General features: G+C 70.2%; 19 protein-coding genes and 1 tRNA gene. 8 read left to right on the top strand and 12 right to left on the bottom strand.

What is annotated here, in order from left to right; all coding sequences use genetic code 11:
* Positions 1 to 21: 21 nt before the first annotated feature.
* From KVT44_RS28990 to KVT44_RS29015, 6 genes are all read right to left on the bottom strand, one after another.
* A tRNA-Ser gene (locus tag KVT44_RS28990) sits at positions 22 to 106 on the bottom strand.
* Between the two features lie 283 nt (positions 107 to 389).
* Positions 390 to 623: a hypothetical protein gene (locus KVT44_RS28995; RefSeq protein ID WP_054236924.1), complete on the bottom strand. Its 234-nt coding sequence runs from the start codon at positions 621 to 623 to the stop codon at positions 390 to 392.
* 132 nt (positions 624 to 755) lie between these two features.
* Positions 756 to 1475 (bottom strand): ABC transporter permease, encoded by a 720-nt coding sequence (locus KVT44_RS29000; protein ID WP_054236936.1) that lies wholly within the window; start codon positions 1473 to 1475, stop codon positions 756 to 758.
* A 9-nt stretch (positions 1476 to 1484) separates the two neighbouring features.
* Entirely contained in the window at positions 1485 to 2396 is a 912-nt protein-coding gene (locus KVT44_RS29005) for an ABC transporter ATP-binding protein (protein WP_054236923.1), read from the bottom strand.
* Positions 2393 to 3298 (bottom strand): hypothetical protein, encoded by a 906-nt coding sequence (locus KVT44_RS29010; RefSeq protein WP_099921752.1) that lies wholly within the window; start codon positions 3296 to 3298, stop codon positions 2393 to 2395. Before KVT44_RS29010 ends, KVT44_RS29005 begins: the two co-directional genes overlap by 4 nt.
* Positions 3288 to 4271: an ABC transporter ATP-binding protein gene (locus tag KVT44_RS29015; RefSeq protein WP_067377206.1), complete on the bottom strand. Its 984-nt coding sequence runs from the start codon at positions 4269 to 4271 to the stop codon at positions 3288 to 3290. The genes KVT44_RS29010 and KVT44_RS29015 overlap by 11 nt, the downstream gene beginning before the upstream one ends.
* A gap of 268 nt (positions 4272 to 4539) precedes the next feature.
* On the opposite strand from KVT44_RS29015, the gene KVT44_RS29020 reads away from it, so the two are divergent.
* The 5 genes from KVT44_RS29020 to KVT44_RS29040 all read left to right on the top strand — a co-directional run bounded on the left by KVT44_RS29020 (position 4540) and on the right by KVT44_RS29040 (position 10082).
* A complete protein-coding gene (locus tag KVT44_RS29020) occupies positions 4540 to 6300 on the top strand; it encodes an SDR family oxidoreductase (RefSeq protein ID WP_217569787.1) in 1761 nt (586 codons plus the stop codon).
* A gap of 167 nt (positions 6301 to 6467) precedes the next feature.
* On the top strand, positions 6468 to 7412 hold the full coding sequence (locus tag KVT44_RS29025; RefSeq protein WP_217569789.1) for a MerR family transcriptional regulator: 945 nt from the start codon (positions 6468 to 6470) through the stop codon (positions 7410 to 7412).
* 134 nt (positions 7413 to 7546) lie between these two features.
* Entirely contained in the window at positions 7547 to 8095 is a 549-nt protein-coding gene (locus KVT44_RS29030; RefSeq protein WP_060901684.1) for an RNA 2'-phosphotransferase, read from the top strand.
* A gap of 88 nt (positions 8096 to 8183) precedes the next feature.
* Positions 8184 to 9095, top strand: a complete 912-nt coding sequence (locus KVT44_RS29035; RefSeq protein WP_190174476.1) for an LLM class flavin-dependent oxidoreductase — start codon at positions 8184 to 8186, stop codon at positions 9093 to 9095.
* A gap of 99 nt (positions 9096 to 9194) precedes the next feature.
* Entirely contained in the window at positions 9195 to 10082 is an 888-nt protein-coding gene (locus KVT44_RS29040) for a Cof-type HAD-IIB family hydrolase (protein WP_179858219.1), read from the top strand.
* A gap of 110 nt (positions 10083 to 10192) precedes the next feature.
* Here the strand turns inward: KVT44_RS29040 and KVT44_RS29045 are convergent, their stop codons facing one another.
* The 5 genes from KVT44_RS29045 to hisC all read right to left on the bottom strand — a co-directional run bounded on the left by KVT44_RS29045 (position 10193) and on the right by hisC (position 19456).
* On the bottom strand, positions 10193 to 11875 hold the full coding sequence (locus tag KVT44_RS29045) for a GAF domain-containing sensor histidine kinase (protein WP_217569791.1): 1683 nt from the start codon (positions 11873 to 11875) through the stop codon (positions 10193 to 10195).
* A 58-nt stretch (positions 11876 to 11933) separates the two neighbouring features.
* The gene (gene cydD / locus KVT44_RS29050; RefSeq protein WP_217569793.1) at positions 11934 to 15437 is read right to left on the bottom strand and encodes a thiol reductant ABC exporter subunit CydD; all 3504 of its coding nucleotides are present in this window, start codon (positions 15435 to 15437) and stop codon (positions 11934 to 11936) included.
* A gap of 98 nt (positions 15438 to 15535) precedes the next feature.
* Positions 15536 to 16543, bottom strand: a complete 1008-nt coding sequence (gene cydB, locus KVT44_RS29055; RefSeq protein ID WP_217569795.1) for a cytochrome d ubiquinol oxidase subunit II — start codon at positions 16541 to 16543, stop codon at positions 15536 to 15538.
* A 20-nt stretch (positions 16544 to 16563) separates the two neighbouring features.
* Positions 16564 to 18081, bottom strand: a complete 1518-nt coding sequence (locus KVT44_RS29060) for a cytochrome ubiquinol oxidase subunit I (RefSeq protein ID WP_217569797.1) — start codon at positions 18079 to 18081, stop codon at positions 16564 to 16566.
* A 298-nt stretch (positions 18082 to 18379) separates the two neighbouring features.
* Entirely contained in the window at positions 18380 to 19456 is a 1077-nt protein-coding gene (gene hisC / locus KVT44_RS29065; protein WP_217569799.1) for a histidinol-phosphate transaminase, read from the bottom strand.
* A 489-nt stretch (positions 19457 to 19945) separates the two neighbouring features.
* Here hisC and KVT44_RS29070 point away from each other — a divergent pair, with 489 nt between their 5' ends.
* The 3 genes from KVT44_RS29070 (at position 19946) to KVT44_RS29080 (ending at position 23439) form a co-directional block, all read left to right on the top strand.
* Complete coding sequence (locus KVT44_RS29070; protein ID WP_067376804.1) at positions 19946 to 21058, top strand: LacI family DNA-binding transcriptional regulator; 1113 nt, start codon at positions 19946 to 19948, stop codon at positions 21056 to 21058.
* 259 nt (positions 21059 to 21317) lie between these two features.
* Entirely contained in the window at positions 21318 to 22388 is a 1071-nt protein-coding gene (locus tag KVT44_RS29075) for a metallophosphoesterase (protein ID WP_099921743.1), read from the top strand.
* A gap of 181 nt (positions 22389 to 22569) precedes the next feature.
* The gene (locus KVT44_RS29080; RefSeq protein WP_217569801.1) at positions 22570 to 23439 is read left to right on the top strand and encodes a hypothetical protein; all 870 of its coding nucleotides are present in this window, start codon (positions 22570 to 22572) and stop codon (positions 23437 to 23439) included.
* 129 nt (positions 23440 to 23568) lie between these two features.
* Here the strand turns inward: KVT44_RS29080 and KVT44_RS29085 are convergent, their stop codons facing one another.
* A complete protein-coding gene (locus KVT44_RS29085; RefSeq protein ID WP_217569803.1) occupies positions 23569 to 25038 on the bottom strand; it encodes a VWA domain-containing protein in 1470 nt (489 codons plus the stop codon).
* Positions 25039 to 25098 lie beyond the last annotated feature (60 nt).

Below are 25098 nucleotides of genomic sequence, written 5' to 3' on the forward strand. Positions count from 1 at the left end.
AGTCCCTGTGACAACGTCTCGCGGAGGATGCGCGGATCGAACGCGCGCGGGGTTGACCCCGACCACGGCTTAGCAAGCCGGTGCCTTACCTCTCGGCCAATCCTCCGGGTGGGCGGCCCGCGCGGCGTACGCGCGCTCGAAGCGGCCGCCCCGGGCAGCCCCCCGTGCGGGCGGGCTCCACGGAGGGGTAACTACTCCTGAGCCTGCCGCGGGCTGCCCTGTAGGGAGCTCGACGGACTGCTACTCATGGGCATCGTCGCGCTCCTCTCCCAGAACGTGGCGCCGACTCGATGCGGCGACGTGGACATAACTACTGTGCCCGTACGCCGACTTGGGCGCCACTGAATAAAGCCGCCCCTCAAAGGGGGTTACCGATGGCCCAAAGAGGATTACCGGCGGCGCCACCTGCGCCGACGTGCCTTACTGAAGAACCACCCCGCGGGCGGCTCGTCGGAGCGCCAGGGCTGCGGGTCGGGTCCCCCCTCGCGCCAGCGGGCGGCGAGCATACGGGCGCGGGCGGACGGCTCGGTCGTCTCCGCCGACCGTATGAAACTCTCGTCAAGTACGAGGCCGTCCCAGACGTCCTCGGTCTCCCTCTGTCCCTCACCTTGCGGTTCCGCCATCCCCGTTCCTCCTAGCCGCGCGTCCCCTCCGCCCAGTGTGCCGGGACAGAGGTGAAGCCACTGTCAAGAAAAAAGGGGGCGCCACGCGCGCGTGCGTGGCGACAACCGGCACACGCGCGTGGAACCCCCGGCTCACTCCTCGCCGGCCAGCGTCAGCGACCTCAGCCGCTGCCCGGCGTACCAGGTGGCGAGCACGGTGACCACGACCAGGAGCACCGTCGCGGTGGGCAGGCCCACGTCCGAGGTGACGAGGTCGCCGCCGGTGACCTTGTGGCCCACGGCGAGCGCCCACTGCTGGACGCTGAGCGTGCGCGCGCCGGACACCAGCGACCCGAACAGGGCCTCCCAGACCAGCGCGTAGACGAGCCCGAACACCACCGCGTGCCGGGTGACCGTCCCGAGCAGCAGGAACAGCGCGGCGTACGCGATCGAGGCGACCAGCGCCGCCACGGTGTAGGCGACGGCGACCTGCTGGCCGTTGCCGTTCAGGATCATGCCCGCGATGAACGTCGGCAGGGCGGAGAACGCCATGGTGACGGCGATCGCGACGATCAGCTTGGTGAAGATGATCGTCGGCCGCTTCAGGGGCTTGGCCAGCAGATACACCACCGAGCCGTCGTCGATCTCGGGGCCGATCGCGCCAGTGCCGGCGATGACGCCGATGATCGGCACCATCGTGGCGAGCGCGAAGCCGCCGAGCAGGTCCGATGCCACCTGGTCGTCGGCTCCGGCGAAGCTGCGTACGGCCGCGGAGATCACGATGAGCAGGACGGGCAGCGCACAGAGGATGAGGGCCCGGCGGCGGCCGAGCAGGGCTCGATAGGTGAGCCGGGCGACTGTGGGGTCGTACATCTTGGCCTCCTACGCCGCGACGAGATACGAGAAGACGGACTCGAGGGACTCGTCGGACGGCGAGACCGTGAGCAGCCGGATGCCGTGCTCGCGCGCGACGCGCGGCAGCAGCGCCGTGAACCGGCCGAAGTCGACCGCCTGGATGCGCAACGCGCCCTCGGCCAGGTCCACTTCGATGCCGGACGTCGACGGATCGGCGATCAGCGCGGCGGCCAGTACCCGGTCGTCGCTGGAGCGCACCAGGTAGCGGTGCGGGCGGTCGGTCATCAGGCGCCGGATGCGGCGGAAGTCGCCGCTGGCCGCGTGCCGTCCGGCGACGATCACCTCGATGTGGGCGGCGAGCTGTTCGACCTCTTCGAGGATGTGGGACGAGAAGAGCACCGTGCGGCCCTCGTCGCCCATGCGGCGCAGCAGGTCCATGAGTTGCATGCGCTGGCGCGGGTCCATGCCGTTGAAGGGCTCGTCGAGCAGGAGCAGGGAGGGGTCGTGGACGAGCGCGGAGGCCATCTTCACGCGCTGCCGCATGCCCTTGGAGTACGTCGAGATCTTGCGGTCCTGCGCGTACTCCATCTCGACCGTGGCGAGCGCCCGCTGGGCGGCCTTCGCTCCGAGGCCATGCAACTCGGCGTTGGCGACGACGAATTCCTGGCCCGTGAGGAAGTCGTACATCGCCTCGCGCTCCGGGACGATGCCGATGTGCTTGTAGATCTGTTCGTTGCGCCAGACCTGTCGGCCGTCGAGGGTGACGGTGCCGGTGGAGGGGGCGAGGAAGCCGCCCATCATGTTGATGAGGGTGGACTTCCCGGCGCCGTTCGGGCCGAGCAGGCCGGTGACGCCGGGGCCGATCGTCATCGTGATGTCGTTGACCGCCACCACGTTGCCGAACCAGCGCGAGACATGGTCGATGTTGAGCGTGGTCACAGCCCGACCTTTCGGTAGCGGCGCATCAGGAGGCCGTAGGAGCCCGCGATGAGCCCCAGGACGACGACGAGGTAGACGACTCCCTGCCCGGACGAGGGGCCCTCCCCTCCAGGGAAGGCGGAGGTGGCGCCGAGGAAGGCCGTCTGCACCCCGTCGATGAGCGTGATGGGAGAGAAGAGGCCGAGCCAGGGCACGGCCGAGGAGCTGGACTGCTCGAAGGCGATGGCCTGGACGGTCGACACGGCTCCGTAGGAGATGGTCAGCGCCGCGATGACGGCCGCGATGCCGAAGCCGCGGCGCGGGGTGACCGACGAGATGACCAGGCCGATCCCGGCGAAGAGAAGCGACAGCAGCGCCACGGAGACCAGCCCCTGTCCGAAACCCTTCGTCTGGTCGGCGAAGTCGAGCTTCGCCAGAAGCGCCCCTACGTAGAGCACGATCAGCGGCGCGGCCGTCAGGACGAACAGCGCCGAGGCCAGCGCCGCGTACTTGGCGCGTACGTAGTCGACGGTCTCGATGGGGCGTGAGAAGTACAGCGGCACGGTCTTGAAGCGCAGGTCGCGCGAGACGGACTGCGGTCCCTGGGAGGCGACGTACAGGCCGATGACGGCCTGCATGATGACCGCGTAGCGCGTGTAGTCGACCGGCAGGGCCTTCGCCTTGGTGGCGACCGCGACGGCCACCATGATGAGTGCGGGGATGCACATCACCACGAAGAGCAGCATCGGCAGCACCTTGGACTTGACCGAGCGACCCAGGCCGTAGGAGCCGCGCAGGGACTGCGAGTACAGCGAGCGGCGGGCGTAGGCGCGGCCCAGGCGCGGGCCGTCGTAGTGGCGGTAGCCGATGTCGTGGATCCGGGTCTGCTCACCGCGGGGGGTGAGGGACTGCTCAACTGCCATGGCCCACTGCCTCCTTCCGTACGCCCTGCACGTCCGTCCCGTCCGTCTGTTCCTCGCGGAAGACCTCCGCGATGTGGTGGCGGCGCTGTTCCATCCGGATCAGGCCGAGGCCGAGGTCGGCGACGACGTCACGGACGAGGTCGTAGGTCTCCTCGCCCTCGGCGGTCAGCAGCAGGATGTGGCCGGCGCCCGGCAGCCCACTGCCGTCGTGGGTCTCGACCCCGCGCGCGTGGAGCGCCTCGCGGACCGCGCTGGTGCCGTCCGGGTGCTCGTCGGTGTCGGTGACCTCGATGGCGAGGGTCGTCGTGGTCTGGGTGAAGTCCGTGGTGGAGCTGGACCGCAGCAGCTTGCCGCCGTCGACGACCACGACGTGGTCGCAGGTGCGCTCCAGCTCGCCCAGCAGGTGCGAGGTGACCAGGACCGAGATCCCGAACTCGGTGTGGATACGACGGATCAGGCCGAGCATCTCGTCGCGGCCGACCGGGTCGAGGCCGTTGGTCGGCTCGTCGAGGAAGACCAGCTGGGGGTCGTGGACGAGGGCCTGCGCGAGCTTGACGCGCTGCTTCATGCCCGTCGAGTAGCCACCGATGGGGCGGTAGCGCTCCTCGTACAGTCCGACGTGGCGCAGGGTGTCCGCGGTGCGCTCGCGGGCCGCGGCCGGCGGGAGCCCGGACATGCGCGCCATGTGGACGACGAACTCGGTGGCCGAGACGTCGGGGGGCAGGCAGTCGTGCTCGGGCATGTACCCGACCCGCTCGCGGATGGCGCCGCCTTGGGTGGCGACATCGAGTCCGAGCACTTCGGCACGGCCCTCGGTGGCGGGGGAGAGACCCAGCAGGATCTTGATCAGTGTGGACTTGCCGGCTCCGTTGGCTCCGACGAGTCCGGTCACACCGGGCCCGACGTCCACGGAGAGCCGGTCAAGAGCGGTCACCCGTGGGTACCGCTTGCTCAGGCTTTCGGTCGCGATCACAGTCACGTTGTCGAAGGTAGTGGCGCACACCACAGCGGTCGTCAACCCACGGAGCTGTATCCGCGTCAGCCTCGAGTCGTACGGGCCCGTAGGGGTCCCCCTGAAGTCGAACAACCGGCGGGGGTTTATCCACATCGGACCGGTTGTCCACAGGTGCCGCGCAGGCCTATTGACGCAGCCTCTAACAACTGTCACATTCGCCAGTGTCACGTTACGGACACGTACTGTGCGGCGCTGGGCGAAGGGCAGAGAAGGAGAAGTGACTCTCGTGACTCTCGAGGGCGCGCGCGAGCGCCGGGTGCGGACGGGTGGAATCGAGCTGTGCGTCGCCGAGCTGGGCGATCGGGCGAGGCCCACGGTGGTGCTCGTGCACGGCTATCCGGACTCCAAGGAGGTGTGGTCCGAGGTCGCGACCCGCCTGGCGGAGCGTTTCCACGTGGTGCTGTACGACGTCCGTGGCCACGGCGGATCGACGGCCCCGCAGCCACTGCGGGGCGGGTTCACCCTGGAGAAGCTGACGGACGACTTCCTGGCCGTCGTCGACGCGGTGAGCCCCGACCGCCCGGTGCACCTGGTGGGGCACGACTGGGGTTCGGTGCAGTCCTGGGAGTTCGTCACGGTCGCGCGCACCCAGGGCCGGATCGCCTCCTTCACCTCCATGTCCGGGCCGTCCCTCGACCACTTCGGCCACTGGATCAAGCGGCGTGTGCGGCGGCCCACCCCGCGCCGGGTCGGTCAGCTCCTCGGCCAGGGCGCCAAGTCCTGGTACGTGTATCTGCTGCACACGCCCGTGCTGCCGGAGCTCGCCTGGCGCGGCCCCCTCGGCAAGCAGTGGCCGAAGATCCTGCGGCGGTTCGAGAAGGTGCCCGCGGGCGACTATCCGACCTCCTCGCTGCCGACGGACGCGGCGCACGGCGCATGGCTGTACCGCGACAACGTACGGGCCCGGCTGAGCAGGCCACGCACGGACGCCTACGCGCACGCGCCCGTGCAGCTCGTCACGCCCCTGGGAGACGGGTTCCTCTCCGAGCGGCTCTACGACGACCTGGAGGAGTGGGCCCCGCAGCTGGTGCGTCGCACCCTCCCGGACAAGCACTGGATCCCGCGTACGCGGCCCGACCAACTGGCGTCCTGGATCACGGATTTCGTGCACGCCAACGAGGACGGCGTGCCGGTGCGGGACATCATCGCCTCGGGCAGGCACGCCGACCGGTTCGGCGGGCAGCTCGTGCTGGTCACCGGCGCGGGCAGCGGCATCGGGCGGGCCACCGCCCTGGCGTTCGCCGAGGCCGGCGCGCGCGTGGTGGCCGTCGACCGGGACGCGGAGGGCGCGGCGCGTACGGCGGAGATGTCCCGGCTGATCGGCTCCCCCGAAGCGTGGGCCGAGACGGTCGACGTCTCCGACGAGCAGGCCATGGAGAAGCTCGCCGAGAGGGTCGCCGGCGAGTACGGCGTGGTGGACGTGCTGGTGAACAACGCCGGGATCGGACTGTCCGGGTCCTTCTTCGACACGACTCCGGAGGACTGGAAGAAGGTTCTCGACGTCAACCTGTGGGGCGTGATCCACGGCTGCCGGCTCTTCGGCAGGCAGATGGCCGAGCGCGGGCAGGGCGGCCACATCGTCAACACCGCGTCGGCGGCGGCGTACCTGCCCTCGAAGGCGCTGCCCGCCTACAGCACCTCGAAGGCGGCCGTGCTGATGCTCAGCGAGTGCCTGCGCGCGGAGTTGGCCGGGCAGGGCATCGGCGTCTCGGCGATCTGCCCGGGTTTCGTGAACACGAACATCACCTCGACCGCGCACTTCGCCGGGGTGGACGCGAGCGAGGAGAAGCGCCGCCAGAAGAAGTCGGCGCGGCTGTACGGGCTGCGCAACTACCCGCCGGAGAAGGTGGCCGACGCGATCCTGCGCGCGGTCGTCCGCAACCAGGCGGTCGTGCCCGTCACCCCCGAGGCGCGCGGTGGCCGCCTGATGTCCCGGCTGGCGCCGAGGGCGCTCCGCGCGATCGCGCGGATGGAGCCACCGCTGTGAGGTTCGTGGCCGCCCGCAACAGGGTCGTAGGCAAGGGCCTGTTGCCCACTCCGGAGGAGCTCGGTACGGCCATGTCCCGCTGTCCGCGGCGGTCGTACCATCCCTCGCAGGAGGGCTCGCCGCGCGGGGCCGTCGCGTAGTACCCAGGGGGTCGGGAGGCAGGCAGCGTGAACGACGAGCCGGTCCGGGTCGCGTACCGCATCGAGGATCTGTCGCATCACAGCGGCGCCACGGTCCGGACGATCCGCGCCTACCAGGACCGCGGGCTGCTCCCCCGCCCCGAGCGGCGCGGTCGCGCCAACGTGTACGCGGACGCGCATCTGGCCCGGCTGCGGCAGATCGCCGACCTCCTGGACCGTGGCTACACCCTGGCCTCCATCAAGGAACTCCTGGAGGCCTGGGACGCGGGCCGGGGGCTGGGCGGGATCCTCGGGCTGGTCGCGGAGGTCGACGGACCGTGGACCGACGAGGAGGCCGTGCGCATGTCGCGGGCCGAGCTGGACGAGCGGTTCGGTGGCAGTCCGGACGACGCGGCGGTGGCGGAGGCGGTGGAGCTCGGAGTGCTGGAGCGCGTCCCCGGCGAGGGTGAGGTGTACCTGGTCCCGAGCCCCCAAGAGCTCGCCGTGGCGGTGGAGTTGTACGCGGCGGGCGTTCCGCTGTCCGCGATCTCGGGCCATCTACGGGAGTTGAGGGTCAAGGTCGAGCACATCGCCGCGCGTTTCCTGGAGTTCACGACCGAGCACGTCTTCGCGCGCTATCTCGGTGAGCATCCGCCGAGCGACGCGGAAGCGGCCGAGGCGGCCTCCCTGGTACGCCGGTTGCGACCGCTCGCGCAGCAGACGGTGGACGCGGAACTGGCCCGCGCCATGCGGCTGTTCGCGACCCGGCACCTGCGTGAGCGTCTTGGGGCGGGGCCGTCCCAAGACCCTACGGACGAGACGCGTTCCGTTCGGCTCCCGGTCGCCACAATGCGAGCCATGGAGAACCTGGTTGGTTCCGGGCAGGTGGCGGCCTTCGTCGTGGCGGCCGTCGAACGGGAGGTCCAGGCCAGGACGTTGGACCATCTCACCTCAAATTACAACAATCACAACGCTGTTGGCGAAACGCCCTAAATCTTCTGCGCGTTGTCCACAGATTCGTCAATTCACCTGTGGATAACCGGACTTGCTTGTGGATCAAACCTCCGAACCAAAATCAAATGCGTGATCCGCCTCTCGCCAGGCACGCTGGCAGGATGAACGAACCGATGGATGAAAGACGCACCGTGAAGGTGTCGAAGTACCTCTCGAAGCATCTGCGGCATCAGCCCGAGCGGATCGGGCTCACGCTCGGCGAGGGAGGCTGGGTCGAGATCGACACGCTGATCGCGGCAGCGGCGGAGCACGGCTTCCGGATCACCCGCGAGGAGCTCGACCATGTGGTGGCCACGAACGACAAGCGGCGCTTCGCCGTGGAGGGCACCCGCATCCGCGCCAGCCAGGGCCACTCCGTCGAGGTCGACCTCGGACTGCCCCCGGCGACCCCGCCGGAGTACCTGTACCACGGGACCGTGGCCCGCAATCTGGACGCGATCCGGGCCGAGGGCCTGCGGCCCATGAACCGGCACGACGTGCATCTCTCGCCCGACCGCGAGACCGCCACCCGCGTCGGCGCCCGCCGCGGCCGGCCCGTCGTGCTCGGCGTGGACGCCGCCGCCATGCACCGCGACGGCCATGTCTTCCGGGTCAGCGCGAACGGGGTGTGGCTCACCGAGGCCGTACCGCCGAAGTACCTGCGCTTCCCCGGCCCGCACTGATCGTCCGCCGACCGGCCGGCCGAGGGGCACCGGTGGAGCGATCACGCGGTGGCCACGACCACCCCGCGGCTCCGCTTACGCTCGATGCATGAGTCTGCGTCTGAGCACTGTGATCCTGCCGTACCTCCGCTGGCACGAGGGCGGCCGTGCCGCCTGGCAGCGTGCGGAGCAGCTCGGCTTCCACACCGCGTTCACGTACGACCACCTGTCGTGGCGGACCTTCCGGGACGGCCCCTGGTTCGGTGCCGTGCCCACGCTCACCGCCGCGGCCGCCGCCACCGACCGGCTCCGCCTGGGCACCCTCGTGACCTCGCCGAACTTCCGGCACCCGGTGACCCTCGCCAAGGAACTGATCTCCCTCGACGACATCTCGAACGGCCGGATCACCCTGGGCATCGGCGCGGGCGGCAACGGATTCGACGCCACGACGCTTCTGAAGAGCGGCCAGGAGCCCTGGACCCCGCGCGAGCGCGCCGACCGCTTCGGCGAGTTCGTGCCGCTGCTGGACCGCCTCCTCACCGAGGACTCGGTCTCCTACGACGGCGACTTCTACTCGGCACACGAGGCGCGCAACATCCCGGGCTGTGTCCAGCGGCCCCGACTGCCCTTCGCGGTGGCCGCCACCGGTCCGCGCGGCATGAAGCTCGCCGCCCGCCACGGGCAGGCCTGGGTGACGACCGGCGACCCCAAGTTGTACGAAACGGGCACCCCTGAACAGTCGGTTCAGGCCATTCACGGACAGGTGGAGAAGCTGGCCGCCGCCTGCGCCGCGGTCGGCCGTGACGTGTCCGAACTCGACAAGATCCTGCTCACCGGCTTCACCCCGGACCGTGGCCGTCCGCTGGAGTCCCTCGACGCGTTCGTCGACTTCGCGGGCCGGCACGCGGAGCTGGGCTTCACCGACATCGTGATCCACTGGCCCATCCCCGACTCGGACTTCGCCGCGGACGAGAAGGTCTTCGAGCGCATCGCCATGGAGGCCCCGGCGCAGCTGGCCTGACGGCCGGATCCACGGCGGATGGCGACAACGGGGTGTAACGGTACTGGTGAGAGCGGTAACCACTCACCTGTGCGGGCTCCCGCACGGCCGTGCGGGCATATGCGCGAGAATGGCCCGGTGACCTCAGCGACCCGACAGCCAGAGACCCCGGCAGCCGCCCTTCCGCCGCGCCTGATCGCCACGGACCTCGACGGCACCCTCCTGCGCGACGACAAGTCCGTATCCGAGCGCACGGTCGCCGCCCTCGCCGCCGCCGAGGAGGCCGGCATCGAGGTCTTCTTCGTGACCGGCCGCCCGGCCCGCTGGATGGACGTCGTCAGCGACCACGTCCACGGCCACGGCCTGGCGATCTGCGGCAACGGCGCCGCCGTGGTCGACCTGCACGGCGGCCCCGGCGCCCACCGGTTCGTCAAGGTCCGGGAGCTGGCGCGGGAGAACGCGCTCGACGCCGTACGACTGCTGCGGGAGGCCGCGCCGGGCACCGTGTTCGCCGTCGAGCAGACGTACGGCTTCTACCAGGAGCCGGCGTACCCCAAGCTGCACATGGAGATCCCCGACAACCTCGCGCCCGCCGAGCGGCTCCTGGCCCCGGACGCCCCCGGCGCCGGTGAACCGGTGCTCAAGATCCTCGCCTTCCACCACGAGCTCGACCCCGACGCCTTCCTCACCGTGGCCCGTCGCGCCGTCGGCGACCGCGCCACCATCACCCGCTCCAGCCCCAGCGCCCTGCTGGAGATCAGCGGCCCCGGCGTCTCCAAGGCCAGCACGCTCGAACTGTGCTGCGCCGAGCGCGGTATCTCCCCCGAGGAGGTCGTCGCCTTCGGAGACATGCCGAACGACGTCGAGATGCTGACCTGGGCGGGCACGTCGTACGCGATGGGCAACGCGCACCCCGCCGTGATCGCCGCGGCCTCCGGTCGCACGGTCGCCAACAACGAGGACGGGGTGGCGGTCGTCATCGAGAAGATCCTCGCCGAGCGGCTGTAGGAGCGGCTGGGCAGGTAGGAGCGGCTGGGCAGGACCGGCGGTTCCGCAGCGGCCCGGGGTTCCGAACCGGTTCCGCGCCCGGGTTCCAGACCGGCTCCGTGGCCGGGGTTCTAAAGCGGTTCCGCCTGCGGAACGTGCGGCGCCTGCCACACCACCGTCGTACCGCCGCCGTCGGCTCCGGACCCCGGTCCGTACCAGCTGTCGCCGCCCAGCGACTCGGCGCGCCGCCCGAGGTTGCGCAGGCCGCTGCGCCGGCCGCCCTCGGGGATGCCGACGCCGTTGTCCTCGACGGTCAGCCGGACACCCTGCCGACCGTCCGGCAGGACGACGGTCGCGTCGACGACGACGTCGATGCGGGAGGCCCCGGCGTGCCGGAAGGCGTTGGAGAGCGCCTCGCGCAGGGCCGCGATGAGGTTCTTGCCCGTGAGTTCACCGACCGCCGTGTCGACGGGCCCGACAAAACGGTGCGTGGGCTTGAAACCGAGCGGCACGGCGGCCATGTTGATCTCCCGCAGCACCCGGGTGCGCAGCCCGGACGGCACTTCGGCAGGTCCCTGTTGGAGCGCGAAGACGGCGGTGCGAATCTCCTGGATGGTGACGTCGAGTTCGTCGACCGCCTTTTCGACGCCCTCCCGCACCTCGGGCACGGCCGAGTTCCGCTGTGCGCTCTCCAACATCATCCCGGTGGCGAACAGCCGCTGGATGACGAGGTCGTGCAGGTCACGGGCGATCCGGTCACGGTCCTCGTAGACCGCGAGCCGCTCCCGGTCGCGCTGTGCCTCGGCCATCATCAGCGCGAGCGCGGCCTGCGAGGCGAAGTGCGCGGCGAGGGTGCGCTCGGTCTCGGTGAAAGGTCGCCCGTCCCGTTCCCGGGGAGTGACGAGGGCTCCCAGGAAACGACCGTCACTCTGCAGGGGAAGCATCATCGTCGGCCCGTACTCGCGGGCGAAGTCGGTGACCATGCGCGGGTCGGTGGCCGCGTCGTCGAGGAACACGGCCTCTCCGTCGAGGAGTTCGGCGACCAGTTCGCTCTCCGGCGGGACGACGGCTCCCAGCGCCTTGGACGGGCGGTCCTTGGCGACCGCGCTGATCTCCAGACCGCCCTCCGCGGCGGGCAGCAGCACGATCCCGGCCACCGATCCGGAGAGCCTGCGGGCCTGTTCCGCGACGACGTGGAGCGCGTCCTCGGCGTCCTCGGCCGACAGAAGTGCCCGGGTCACGGCCACCGAGCCGTCGATCCACCGTTCGCGCTGCTGGGCGGCCTCGTACAGCCGGGCGTTGCCGATCGCGATACCCGCCTCCGCGGCCAGCACGCGGACCATGTTGAGGTCGTCGTCGGTGAACGGGCCACCGCCGCGTTTCTCGGCCAGGTACAGATTCCCGAAGATCTCCCCCTGCACCCGGATCGGAACCCCCAGGAAGCTGCGCATCGCCGGATGGTGCTCGGGAAATCCGCACGCGCGCGTGTCCTCCTCCAGCCGCGCGAGCCGTACCGGCGCCGGGTCGTGGATGAGCGCCCCGAGCAGCCCCTTGTGTCCGTCGGGCAGGTGCCCGATCCGCCGGGCGGTCTCCTCGTCGACGCCGTGGAAGACGAAGTCCGCGAGTCCCTCACCGTCTTCCGCCACGACCCCGATGGCGGCGTAGCGCGCGTCCGCCAGCTCGGCCGCCTTCTCGCAGATCCGGTCCAGCGTCGAGTGCAGCTCCAGCCCCGACCCGATCGACCGCACCGCCTCCAGCAGCCGCGGCACGTCCGGGCCGCCGTCCGGACGAGGGGAGGCGGGGACCACTGACATGCCTCGAGAGTAGTTAGTCCCCTTTGGGGCGGAAAGTCGGATCTTTGCCCGGGAGTCGCTAGCGCGCCGCCGCCCCGACCAGCAGATCCCCTGCCGCCTCCCGCTCCAGCATCTCCCGCAACGGCCCCTCCACCACCGACAGCTCCGCGTACGCGCCCCGCTGCGCCACCCGTCCCGCCGCCAGCACGATCACCTCGTCCACGGCCGCGAGACCGGCCAGCCGATGCGTGATCAGCAGCGTCGTACGGCCCTCGGTCGCGGCCAGCAGGTCCGCGGTGAGCGCGTCGGCCGTCGGCAGGTCGAGGTGTTCCGCGGGCTCGTCGAGGACGAGCACGGGGAAGTCGGCCAGCAGCGCGCGAGCGAGCGCCAGCCGCTGGCGCTGACCACCGGACAGCCGCGCCCCGTGCTCGCCGATGAGCGTGTCGAGCCCGTCGGGCAGTCCGTCCGCCCACTCCAGGAGCCGGGCCCGCGCGAGCGCGTCGCGCAGCTCGGCCTCGGTGGCGTTCTTCCGGGCCAGCAGGAGGTTCTCGCGCACCGTGCTGTCGAAGAGGTGCGCGTCCTGGGCGCAGAGCCCGACCAGTCGGCGCACGTCGTCCCCGTCCATCCCGTACGCGTCCGTGCCGCCCAGCGTGTACGTCCCCGCCTCCGCGTCCAGGAACCGCAGCAGCACCTGTGCGAGCGTGGTCTTGCCGGAGCCGGAGGGGCCGACGACGGCGACCCTGCGGCCTTGTTCGAGGGTCAGGTCGAGGCCGGCGAGCGCGTCCCGGTCCTGTCCGGCATGGCGTGCCCTGAGCCCCTGTACGCGCAGTGGGAACGGTGACGCGGGCGCCGGCTGCGGGAGCTCCGGTTCGCGTACGGGATCGGGGGCGTCCAGCACCTCGTACACACGCTCCGCGCTCCTGCGCACCCGCTGCCGGTACTGGACGGCGAGCGGCAGCCCCAGGACGGCCTCGAACGCCGCCAGCGGGGTGAGGACGACCACGGCCATCGCCACGCCGCTCAGTCGCCCGTCGGCCACCGCCTGGGCGCCCACGAGGGCGGTCGCCGCGACGGTCAGTCCGGTCGCCAGCGCGGTGAGCCCGTCGCCGAGCGCGGTCGCGGTGGCGGCCCGGGAGGCGATGCGGGTCAGCACGGTGTCGGCCCGCCGCGCCTCGGCCGTACGGGTGGGCAGCGCGCCCGCGACCGTCAACTCGGCCGTCCCGGTGAGGAGGTCGGTCACCCGGGTCGCCAGGGCGCCGCGGGCGGGGGACAGCCGGTGCTCCGCGCGGCGCGCCACGGCGCCGGTCAGAAGCGGGACACCGACCCCGGCCGCCAGCAGCCCGGCGGCGAGGGCGGCCCCGGCCTCGGGGAGCAGCCAGGCGGTGAAGCCAACGGACGCGGCGGACACGAGGAGCGCCGCCCCGGCCGGCAGCAGCCACCGCAGCCAGTAGTCCTGCAGGGCGTCCACGTCGGCCACGAGCCGCGACAACAGGTCGCCCCGCCGGGCCGTGCGCAGTCCAGCGGGGGCCAGGCGCTCAAGGCGTCGGTAGACGGCGACACGGGTGTCGGCCAGCATCCGCAGCACCGCGTCGTGCGACACGAGCCGCTCCGCGTACCGGAAGACGGCTCGGCCGATCCCGAACGCCCGCGTGGCGGTCACGGCCAGCATCAGATACATCACCGGCGGCTGCTGCGACGCCCGCGAGATCAGCCACCCGGAGGTGGCCATCAGCCCGACGGCACTGCCGAGGGCAAGGCTCCCGAGGAGAAGGGCGAGCGCGAAACGACCGCTCCGGGGGCCGGCCGTCGCGCGGACCCGGGCGAGCACGCCTCCGCGTCGCGGAGGGGCCGTGTGGGCCTCTTCCGTAGCTGCCGCGGCTACGCCCTCCGGCTCGACCGTCGGGAGCTCCTTCGCGCCCTCGTCGTGGACGGAACCGGTCGCGACGACCGACGCCGCGGCCTCGAGCCGCACCACCCGGTCGGCCACCTCCAGCAGCGCGGGCCGGTGCACCACCAGCAGCACCGTCCGGCCGACGGCGAGTCTGCGCACCGCCGCCACGACCTCCGCCTCCGTCGCCCCGTCCAGCGAAGCCGTCGGCTCGTCGAGCAGCAGCACGGGCCGGTCCGCGAGAAACGCCCGGGCCAGCGCGAGACGTTGACGCTGCCCGGCGGAGAGTCCGCTGCCGTCCTCGCCGAGGACCGTCCCGACCCCGTCGGGCAGGGCGTCCACGAACTCCAGCGCCCCCGCGTCGGCCAGCGCCCGCCGCACCGCCGCGTCATCGGCGTCCAGCCGGGCAAGCCGTACGTTCTCGGCGATCGAGCCGGCGTAGAGGTGCGGCCGCTGAGGCACCCACGCCACCCGGGACCGCCATTCCTCCACATCGGCCTCGGCGAGATCGACTCCCCCGATCCGTACCCGCCCCGCGCCGGGCTCCACGAACCCCAGCAGCACGTTCAGCAGCGTGGACTTGCCCACACCGCTCGGTCCGACGAGGGCCACCGTCTCACCGGGTCCGACCACGAAGGAGACATCGGAGACCGCGTCCCCGGAGCGCCCCGGATACCGGACCGTCACTCCTTCGAAGCCGATCTCCCCCTCCGGCGCGACGAGCGAACCGGTGGCCGGCACCGGGGTCTCCAGCACCGAGAAGATCTCCTCCGCCGCCGCGAGCCCCTCGGCGGCGGCGTGGTACTGCGCCCCCACCTGCCGCAGTGGCAGATACGCCTCGGGAGCGAGGACGAGGATGACGAGCCCGACGTACAGATCCATGTCGCCGTGGACGAGCCGCATCCCGATGGTCACCGCGACCAGGGCGACCGAGATCGTGGCGAGCAGCTCCAGCGCGAAGGACGAAAGGAAGGCGATCCGCAGCGTCCGCATGGTCGCCTGGCGGTACTCGCCGGTGATCCGCCGGATCGACTCGGCCTGCGCCTTGGCCCGCCCGAAGACCTTGAGCGTGGGCAGACCTGCGACCACATCCAGGAAGTGCCCCGAGAGCCGGGACAGCAGTCGCCACTGACGATCCATCTGGGACCGGGTGGCCCAGCCGATCAGCGCCATGAAGACGGGGATGAGCGGCAGGGTGACGACGATGATCGCCGCCGACACCCAGTCCTCGGTGACGATCCGCGCGAGCACCGCCACGGGCACCACGACCGCGAGTCCCAACTGGGGGAGATAGCGCGAGAAGTAGTCGTCGAGCGCGTCCACTCCCCGCGTGGCGAGGGCGACCAGCGACCCGGTCCGCTGCCCGCTCAGCCACCCGGGGCCGAGCGCGGCGGCCCGCTCCAGCAACCGTCCCCGCAACTCCGACTTGACCGCCGCGCTCGCCCGGTGCGCGGCGAGTTCGGTGAGCCAGGAGACAACCGCGCGCCCGATGGCGACCGCGACCAGCAGGACCAGGGGTGTCCGGAGTTCGGAAGCCGAGTGACCGTGCTGGAAAGCGCCGACGATCACTTCGGCGATGAGCATCGCTTGGGCAATGACCAGCGCCGCCCCGGCCGCGCCCAGCCCCACGACCGCCATGAGGAAGAAGCGAGTGGCGCGGGCGTACCGCAGCAGACGCGGATCGATTGGTTTCACGTGAAACACACCCTTGGCTCATCCGGCATGTTTCACGTGAAACATGCCCTTGGGTCGGACTTGGTCCATGAGGTCGGATTCAGCCCATAAGGCCGGGCTCAGTGCGCAACATCCGCGGCGATGTGATGCGTACCGATCCTCTTGCGGAACACCCAGTACGTCCACGACTGGTAGAGCAGGACCATCGGTGTGGCGATTCCCGCGCACCAGGTCATGATCCTCAGGGTGTACGGAGACGACGAAGCGTTGCTGACCGTCAGGCTCCAGTCCGCGTTGAGCGAGGACGGCATGACGTTCGGGAAGAGCGTCAGGAAGAGCATCGCGACGGCCGCCACGATGGTGAGCCCCGACAGCGCGAACGCCCAGCCCTCGCGCCCCGTCTGGGCCACCGCGATCGCGGCGACGAGGGCGACCACGGCAACGATCAACGCGGCCAGGGACTTCGCGTCGCCGTTGTCGGCCTGAGTCCAGATCAGGAAGACGAGTGCCACCACGGCGGCCACCAGCCCGACCCCGAGCGAGAGCTTGCGCGCCCGCTCCCGGATGTCCCCGACGGTCTTGAGCCCCACGAACACGGTCCCATGGAAGGTGAACAGCGTCAGCGTGACCAGACCGCCCAGGAGCGCGTACGGGTTGAGCAGGTCACCGAAGTTGCCCACGTACTCGAAGTTCTTGTCGATCTTCACTCCGTGCACGATGTTGCCGAAGGCCACGCCCCACATGAACGCGGGGACGAGCGAGGTCCAGAAGATCGCCGCCTCCCAGTTGCGCTGCCAGTTCTCCTCGGGCCGCTTCACCCGGTACTCGAAGGCGACTCCACGCACGATCAGGCAGACCAGGATGAGCAGCAGCGGCAGATAGAAGCCGGAGAAGAGCGTGGCGTACCACTCCGGGAAGGCGGCGAAGGTCGCGCCGCCCGCCGAGAGCAGCCACACCTCGTTGCCGTCCCAGACGGGTCCGATGGTGTTGATGAGGACCCGCTTCTCGGTGCGGTCGCGGGCCAGCAGCTTGGTGAGGACGCCGACCCCGAAGTCGAAGCCCTCCAGGAAGAAGTAGCCGGTCCACAGGACCGCGATGATGACGAACCAGACGTCGTGGAGTTCCATGACTCAGCAGCTCCCTGGGCCTAGTAGGAGAAGGCCATCGGCTTGTCGGCGTCATGGGGGTCGCCGCCGATCTTGGTGGGCGGGTTGAGGTCGGCCTCGGTGAGCTCCGGCGGACCCTGCTTCACGTACTTGAGCATCAGCTTCACCTCGATGACGGCGAGGATCGCGTAGATGAGGGTGAACACGATCAGCGAGGTCAGCACCTCCGCCTGGGAGACCCCGGGCGAGACCGCGTCCCTGGTCCTCAACAGGCCGTACACCACCCAGGGCTGACGCCCCGTCTCGGTGAAGATCCAGCCCCAGGAGATGCCGATGAGCGGGAAGATCAACGTCCACTGGGACAGCCGCCACCACCAGATGCCGAGCTTCGGCGTCAGCTCCATGTTCTTGGTGAGCATGAGCTTCGGGACGTCCTCGTCACCGGTGCGGTGTTCGGGCGCCAGATAGAACTTCCGCCTGGTCAGCCAGAGGCCGGCGGTGCACAGGGCCATCGAGACGCCACCGAAGCCGATCATCCAGCGGTACGCCCAGTAGGCGGTGGGGATGTTGGGCCGGTAGTCACCGGGCCCGAACTTCTCCTGTTCGGACTTGTTGATGTCGTTGATGCCGGGGATCTTGGCGTTGAAGTCGTTCTTGGCGAGGAAGGAGAGTATCCCCGGGATCTCGATGGCGACGGTGTTGTGGCCCTTGGCGACATCGCCGTACGCGAAGAGCGAGAAGGGAGCGGGCTGTTGCGAGTCCCACAGGGCTTCGGCGGCCGACATCTTCATCGGCTGCTGCTCGTACATCACCTTGCCGAGGGTGTCGGCGCTGACGACGGTGAGGAGCGTGCCGACCAGCGCGGTGACCAGGCCGAGCCGCAGCGACATCCGCATGGTGCGGACATGCCGCTTCTTGCGCAGGTGGAAGACGGCGATGCCGGTCATGAAGGCGCCGCCGACCAGGATGGACGCGCTGATCACATGCCAGAAGTTGACGAGCGCCGTCTCCTGGAAGAGCACCTTGGGGAAGTCGGTCAGCTCGGCGCGCATCGTGCCGTCCGCCTTCTTCACCAGCCGGTAGCCGACCGGATGCTGCATGAAGGAGTTGGCCGCCATGATGAAGTAGGCCGACAGGATCGTGCCGATGGAGACCACCCAGATACAGGCGAGGTGCACCTTCTTCGGCAGCTTGTCCCAGCCGAAGATCCACAGCCCGATGAAGGTGGACTCGAAGAAGAAGGCGATCAGGGCCTCGAAGGCAAGCGGGGCACCGAACACGTCACCGACGAAGCGCGAGTAGTCGGACCAGTTCATGCCGAACTGGAACTCCTGCACGATGCCGGTCACGACACCCATGGCGATGTTGATCAGGAACAGCTTTCCCCAGAACTTGGTCGCCCTGAGGTAGTGCTCCTTGCCCGTCCGCACCCAGGCGGTCTCCAGAATCGCCGTGAGAGCGGCGAGCGAGATCGTCAGAGGGACGAAGAGGAAGTGGTAGACGGTGGTGATGCCGAACTGCCACCGAGCCAGAGTCTCCGGTGCCAAAGCCAGTTCCACGTCGTCAGTCTCCTTACGCCGCCGTGGTTAACAGCGGCAGTTTGCCCCTTTTGTTACATACATCACGGGACAAGCGGGACACGCTTGTGAACGCGTTCACATTCACAAGCAATTATGACGCACCGGCTTTCGACCCTCGAAGGGGGGTCCCCCTTTGCGTCAACCCCTCGGAAGGTCTCGAACACACCAAGGTGCCCTCCGGACCACACCACGGTGTCCTCCGGACCGACGACGACAACCCCGCTGCTCCGGCGCCGCGAGGCACCGGAGCAGCGGGGTTGTCAGCGGAGGTGTGACGTCAGAGCTCCTTGCGGAACCCCTCGGTCGCCTTGAGGAAGATGTCGTTCGCCTCGGTCTCGCCGATCGTCACGCGCACCCCTTCCCCGGCGAAGGGCCGCACGACGACCCCGGCCTGCTCGCAGTGGGCGGCGAATTCGAGCGTGCGCTCCCCCAGCCTGAGCCACACGAAGTTGGCCTGCGTCTCGGGCACCGTCCAGCCCTGACCGCGCAACGCCTCGACCACGCGGTTGCGCTCGCACACCAGAGCGCCGACCCGGCCGAGCAGCTCGTCCTCGGCGCGCAGCGAGGCGACCGCCGCGTCCTGCGCGAGCTGGCTCACCCCGAAGGGCACCGCCGTCTTGCGCAGCGCCGCGGCCACCGGCTCGTGCGCGATCGCGAAACCGACCCTCAGGCCCGCGAGCCCGTAGGCCTTGGAGAAGGTGCGCAGCACACAGACGTTGGGACGGTCACGGTAGATCGAAACGCCGTCCGGCACCTCGATGTCGCGGATGAACTCGCGGTACGCCTCGTCCAGGACCACCAGGACATCGTCAGGCACCCGGTCGAGGAATCGCTCCAGCTCGGCCCGGCGCACCACGGTGCCGGTCGGGTTGTTCGGGTTGCAGACGAAAATCAGCCGCGTTTTGTCGGTGATGGCGTCGGCCATGGCGTCCAGGTCGTGCACCTCGTCCGAGGTCAGCGGCACCCGTACCGAGGTCGCCCCGCTGATCTGCGTGATGATCGGGTACGCCTCGAAGGACCGCCAGGCGTAGATCACCTCGTCGCCCGGTCCGCTGGTCGCCTGCAGCAGCTGCTGGGCCACCCCGACCGAACCGGTGCCGGTCGCCAGGTGCGAGAGGGGGACCCCGAAGCGGTCGGACAGCTCGCTCATCAGTCCGGTGCACGCCATGTCCGGGTAGCGGTTGAACGTACCGGCCGCGGCGGTCACGCTCTCCATCACCCCGGGCAGCGGCGGGTAGGGGTTCTCGTTGGAGGACAGCTTGTACGCCACCGCGCCGGCCGCGGCGGGCTTGCCCGGCTTGTAGGTGGGGATACCCTCCAGCTCGGCACGCAGCTTGGGGCTCGTCTCGCTCACCGCAGTCCTCCTCGCGACCACCGCTGGCTCATGACCACCACCGGCTACCAATGCTTCTCACCTTATGAGGATTCGGCGCCGCTGCGAATGGGCCGGGGACAACCATGCGACGCCCCTGGCCCGGGCCGACGACCCGCCGCGTACACCCTGGTGATCATCGTCATACTCCCCGGCGACCCTCTCCGTGCGGACTCCGCGGTCATCCTCGTACGAAGGCGTACGAATCGGGGGGCGCGTTGCCTTCAAGGCTGTGCGCTGGTGGCTCACGCCGTAGCGCGCATCACCCGTGCAGGTGAGTTGAGACCTCTTCGAAACATGACCCACTTGGCAGGCCCATGCGCGCCGACGCGTCACGTACTGCCATTGGATCGTTTAACTGACTTGGTTTCAAAGGGAGTAGAGCCGCGTTGATCATGCAGAAACGTGCCTGTCAACGCGTGCATATGCGTCCGCACTACCCCACCGCATGAGCCCTACTATCGGCTCGCCATGACAGCAGCAGGGAAGCACCAGGTGAGCCGGGCGGAGACTACCCGCCGAGGCGGTCGACCGGGCCGGGCCGGAATCAGAGACGTCGCCGCGGCCGCAGGCGTCTCCATCACAACCGTCTCCGACGCCCTCAACGGCAAGGGCCGGCTCCCGGACGCCACCCGACGCCACGTCCGCGAAGTCGCCGACCGGCTGGGCTACCGCCCGTCGGCCGCCGCCCGCACCCTCCGTACCGGCAAGTCCGGCCTCATCGGCCTGACCGTGACCACCTACGGGGATGAACCTTTCACCTTCACCGAATTCGCCTACTTCGCCGAGATGGCCAGAGCCGCCACCTCCGCCGCACTTGCCCGCGGCTACGCCCTGGTCATCCTCCCCGCCACCTCACGCCACGACGTCTGGTCCAACGTCGCCCTCGACGGAACCGTCGTCATCGACCCCTCCGACCAGGACCCCGTGGTCAGCGAACTCGTCCGTCAGGGCTTACCCGTCGTCTCCGACGGCCGCCCCGCCGGCACCCTGCCCGTCACCGCCTGGGTCGACAACGACCACGAAGCCGCCGTCCTGGACATCCTCGACCACCTCGCCGACGCCGGCGCCCGCCGCATCGGCCTCCTCACCGGCACCTCCACCGACACCTATACCCACCTCTCCACCACCGCGTATCTGCACTGGTGCGAGCGGGTCGGACAGGATCCGGTGTACGAGGCCTACCCGGCCCACGACCCGTGTGCGGGCGCCGTCGCCGCGGACCGGCTGCTGGCCCGGCCCGACCGCCCCGACGCGGTCTACGGCCTCTTCGACCCCAACGGCACCGATCTACTGGCCGCGGCCCGGCGCTACGGACTGCGCGTCCCGGACGACCTGCTGCTGGTCTGCTGCAGCGAGTCCACCGTCTACGCCAGCACCGAGCCGCCCATCACCACCCTCTCGCTCAAACCTCGCCGCATCGGCACCGCCGTCGTCCAGCTCCTCATCGACGCCATCGAGGGAGCGGAAACCGACCAACCCGTCGAACAGGTCATACCGACGGAGCTGATCGTGCGCACCTCCTCCGAGCGGCGTCCACCCCGTACGACGGTCAGCCCACCCCGGTCACCCGAGAAGGGGTAGTCCGGGTCGCCCGGGGAGGAGTGGCCCGGCGTACGCTGAGGTTGACGTCCGTCATGTCGGCGGCGGGGCATCCACCAGGGAAAGCCCCGCCCAATTCGGGCGAAAACCGTGGCGAACAGGGCTCCTGCTCCGATTCACCACCCCTGGGTCATCACATGGCGCGATCCGCATTCCTATGATGGGCCCACGACACCGCGGGCCGCTGCGACCAGGCAGTCCGATCCGGTGCAGATGCGGCGCGATGGTGGTGGAGGGGTCGATGACTCAGGGGGCCGGTCAGGGACCCGAGGCGGTGCGGACGGAGACGTTGCGCGACTTCCGGGTGCCCGCGTACATCCACGAGACCGGTCCGTACCCGCCGAGCGCAGCTCCCGGCGAGGCGGCCGGAGTCGGCGAGGAGCCCGAGGGTTACACGCCCACCCGGCGCGACCTGCCCGTCATCAACCGGGGCGACACGGTGCAGGTCGTCATGGACCCCGCCGCCGTGGCGGCCCCCCAGCCCGCCGACGGGCCAGGTCCGCTGTACGTCGTGGGCGACGTGCACGGCTACCTCGACCAGCTGGTCGCCGCGCTCCAGGAGCAGGGCCTCCTCGACGCCGCGGGCAACTGGTCCGCCGGGACCGCGCGCCTGTGGTTCCTCGGCGACTTCACCGACCGCGGCCCCGACGGCATCGGCGTGATCGACCTCGTGATGCGGCTGTCCGCCGAGGCGGCCGCGGTCGGCGGCTACTGCAAGGCGCTCATGGGCAACCACGAGCTGCTGCTGCTCGGCGCCAAGCGGTTCGGCGACACCCCCGTCAACTCCGGCGCGGGTACCGCCACCTTCCAGGCCGCGTGGCTGCTCAACGGCGGCCAGAAGACCGACATGGACCGCCTCCAGGACCACCACCTGCAGTGGATGGCCCGCCTGGACGCCATGGAGCAGGTCGACGGGCACCTCCTCGTGCACTCCGACACCACCGCCTACCTCGACTACGGCGACTCGATCGAGGCGGTCAACGACACCATCCGCGAAACCCTCACGCGCAACGACGCGGACGAGTGCTGGGACCTCTTCCGGAAGTTCACCAGACGCTTCGCCTTCCGCGACGAAGGCGGCGCCGAGGCGGCGCTGTCCCTGCTGGACACCTACGGTGGCACCCGTGTCGTCCATGGCCACAGCCCCATCCCGTACCTCCTGGGCGAGGTCGGCTCGGAGGAGGGCGAGGACGCCGCGGGCCCCGTGGTCGAGGGACCGCATCTTTACGCCGACGGACTGGCCATCGCGATGGACGGCGGAGTGACCATGGCCGGAAAACTGCTGGTCCAGCAACTGCCCCTGGATAGCTGAGGGTTCTTCGGGCAGGCGTCCCCCACGAAGGACAGCGCTGGCCAGGGGGCAATTTCTGGAAACCCCCTGTCACGGCGTGCCGTCACCGCTCTACCATCGGCTTATCCGTAGCAGGCTCCCCTCCGTTTCTGCCCGACGGCTCGTCAGCGTGCGAGCCACCAGCCCTACGGAGCATCGGGGGATGCACATGAACAGCGTTCCGCAGCACCTGCTGAGCGAGGACCGCCAGGAATACGAGCGGATCCTCGATGAGGCGCTGCGCTCCGCCCCACACCGCCCGGAACTCGCCGCTGTCGGCCAGCGACTCAATGCCGAACAGCTGCGCACCATGGCGCTCAACGCCACCGCACTCATCACGGCGGCCGCGGCGACCGAGTACGCGCACTACGTGAAGGTCCGCGAGGAACTGCGCCGCCCGGCGCCGTCCACCCCAACCGTGAGCGAAGGCGCCGGCTCCGCGGAGCCCGGCGCGACCGCGATGGGGCTCGCCGCCACCATGGGCGAGGTCACCGAGACCGCCGGAGCCGGCGCGATCGCCGTCGTCGCGGTGCTCGCGCCCGTCCTCGCCGGAACAGCCGCGGCGATCTTCCTGCTCGTGGGATTCATCCTGAAGGTCCTCACCCCCGAGCTGGCGTTCGCCCAGACCCTGCTGACCACCGGGTGGGTCTTCGGCGCGGTCACGGCGGCCGCGATCCTGGTCGCCGCGGTCGGGCTGCTGCTCACCGCTCTGCGCAACGGCTCGTCCTCGCTCCAGGCCGGAGCGCCCGGCGAGCTCAACGCGGAGGTGGCCCGGGCCAGGGAAGCCTGGCGCGAGGCCCTGCTGGAGCGCGGCATCATGCCGTTCCTCCGGGAGGCCCTCGCCGATCCGGGCTCGGCGGCACTGACCCGTCCGTCACCGACACCGACCACCGGCCGCATGCCGCACCTCGGCTACGACCGGCCGGGGTTCAGCAGCCCCGACGGCGGACCCGCGGCCGGCCCGCGCCCGAGCTTCACCAGCCCGGACTTCACCAGCCCGGACTTCGGGGGGCCCGAGCACCAGCCGGAGTGACACCCGACGGGCCGACACCGGGGTGACGGGAACGAGGGGCCTGCGCCGATACGGCGCGGGCCCTTTTGCCGCTGCCCGCCCCTTCACCGGCGCCCGCTCGTCCCGCTCGTACGGTCCCGGTGCGCCCCGTCAGATGATGCCGAGCCCCCGGGCCGCCGTCATCCAGGCCGGGAACTGGGAGAGCAGCCGGTCGTACAACTCCGGGTCCGGTACGCCGCTGATGTCGTCCACCGCGAAGAACCCCACGTTGTCGACGCGCCGACCTGGCAGCGTGTCGAACCGCTCCAGCACGCCGTAGTTCGACCGCCCCAGGCCCACGAACTGCCAGAAGATCGGCTCCTCCACCGCGGCCCTCAGCTCCTGCTCGATCGCCTTGTTCCGATAGACACCTCCGTCGGAGAAGAACAACACCAGCGTGGGATCGACAGCCGGATGCTCTCGTACATACGTACGCACCTCGGCGATCGCCTTCTGCTCCTCGTTCTGGATACCGACCGACCGCATGTCCACCTGCCCCGGCAGCAGGCCCTTCCGCGGCTTGTTGCTCCGCCGGAACAGGCTCAGCTCACCGACCCGGACATGGAGCTCCAGCCACTCGGGCAGCTCGCCCAGACTCAGGTCCGGCAGTCGGGCGGCATGGGAGGCGAACGTCCACGCCTGCATCACCCCGTCGTCATCCAGCTGCGCCGCCACCGCGGCCATCCGCTCCACCACGTCGGCCACGACGCCCTTCGAGTACAGGAGCGACATGGAACCGGAGGCGTCGAGGATCAACACGACGCGCGCCGTGGCCCCCTCCGCACCGTGCTTGCGCAGGCTGACCGCCACCTGCTCCTTGCGCAACGAGAGCCGCTTGCGCATGTCCACGGGCAACCGTTCCTCGCCCTTGCTGAGACGCGGGGAGGAAGCCGGGGACACTGGGGGTACCGGAGGTACCGGGGGTACCGACGGGGCGCCCGCAGCGGTGGAAGCGGCCGTCCGCGAGCCCGTCGGCGGGAGCGCGGGCGAGACCGCCGGTGTGCCTCCGGGCGAAACCGCCGGCTCCGGCCCGGACGCACCGGCCCCGTCGGACTCCACGCTGATACCGAAGTCGGTGGCGAGACCGGCCAGCCCGGACGCATAGCCCTGTCCGACCGCCCGGAACTTCCACTGACCTCCCCGCAGATACAGCTCGCCTCCGATGAACGCAGTCTCCGTCGTGGCCTCCATCTCGAAGCGCGCGATCTCCTGCTGGGTCCCGGCATCGAGCAGCCGCAGCGTCAGTCCGGACAGCCCGCCGAAGGTGCCGCCATCGGCCGAGGCGCACAGGACGACCCGCTCGATCTCCGGTTCCAGGGCACGCAGGTCCACCTCGACGGTATCCGTCGTGGCAGCGCCGTCCCGCTGCTTCCCGAGATGTCGTACAGCGCCGGAGGCGTGCTGCGGCTGGTTGTAGAAGACGAAGTCCCCGTCGTCCCGCACGCGTCCGCCCGGGCCGAGCAGCAGCGCCGAGGCATCCGCGTCCGGCGCACCGGCCCCTCCTCTCCAGCCGAGCACGGCCCGCACCGCCCCGGCGGCGACGGGAAGGTTGGCGCCCTTGCTCATGGATGTCGATGTCATGGGCCCAGTCTGCCGAGAGAACCCGGCCCGGGAGCCGTTCGTTGCGCCTGATGTACGCCG

The sequence above is a fragment of the Streptomyces sp. GbtcB7 genome (assembly GCF_019091445.1).
GTDB classification, from domain to species: Bacteria; Actinomycetota; Actinomycetes; order Streptomycetales; family Streptomycetaceae; genus Streptomyces; species Streptomyces mirabilis.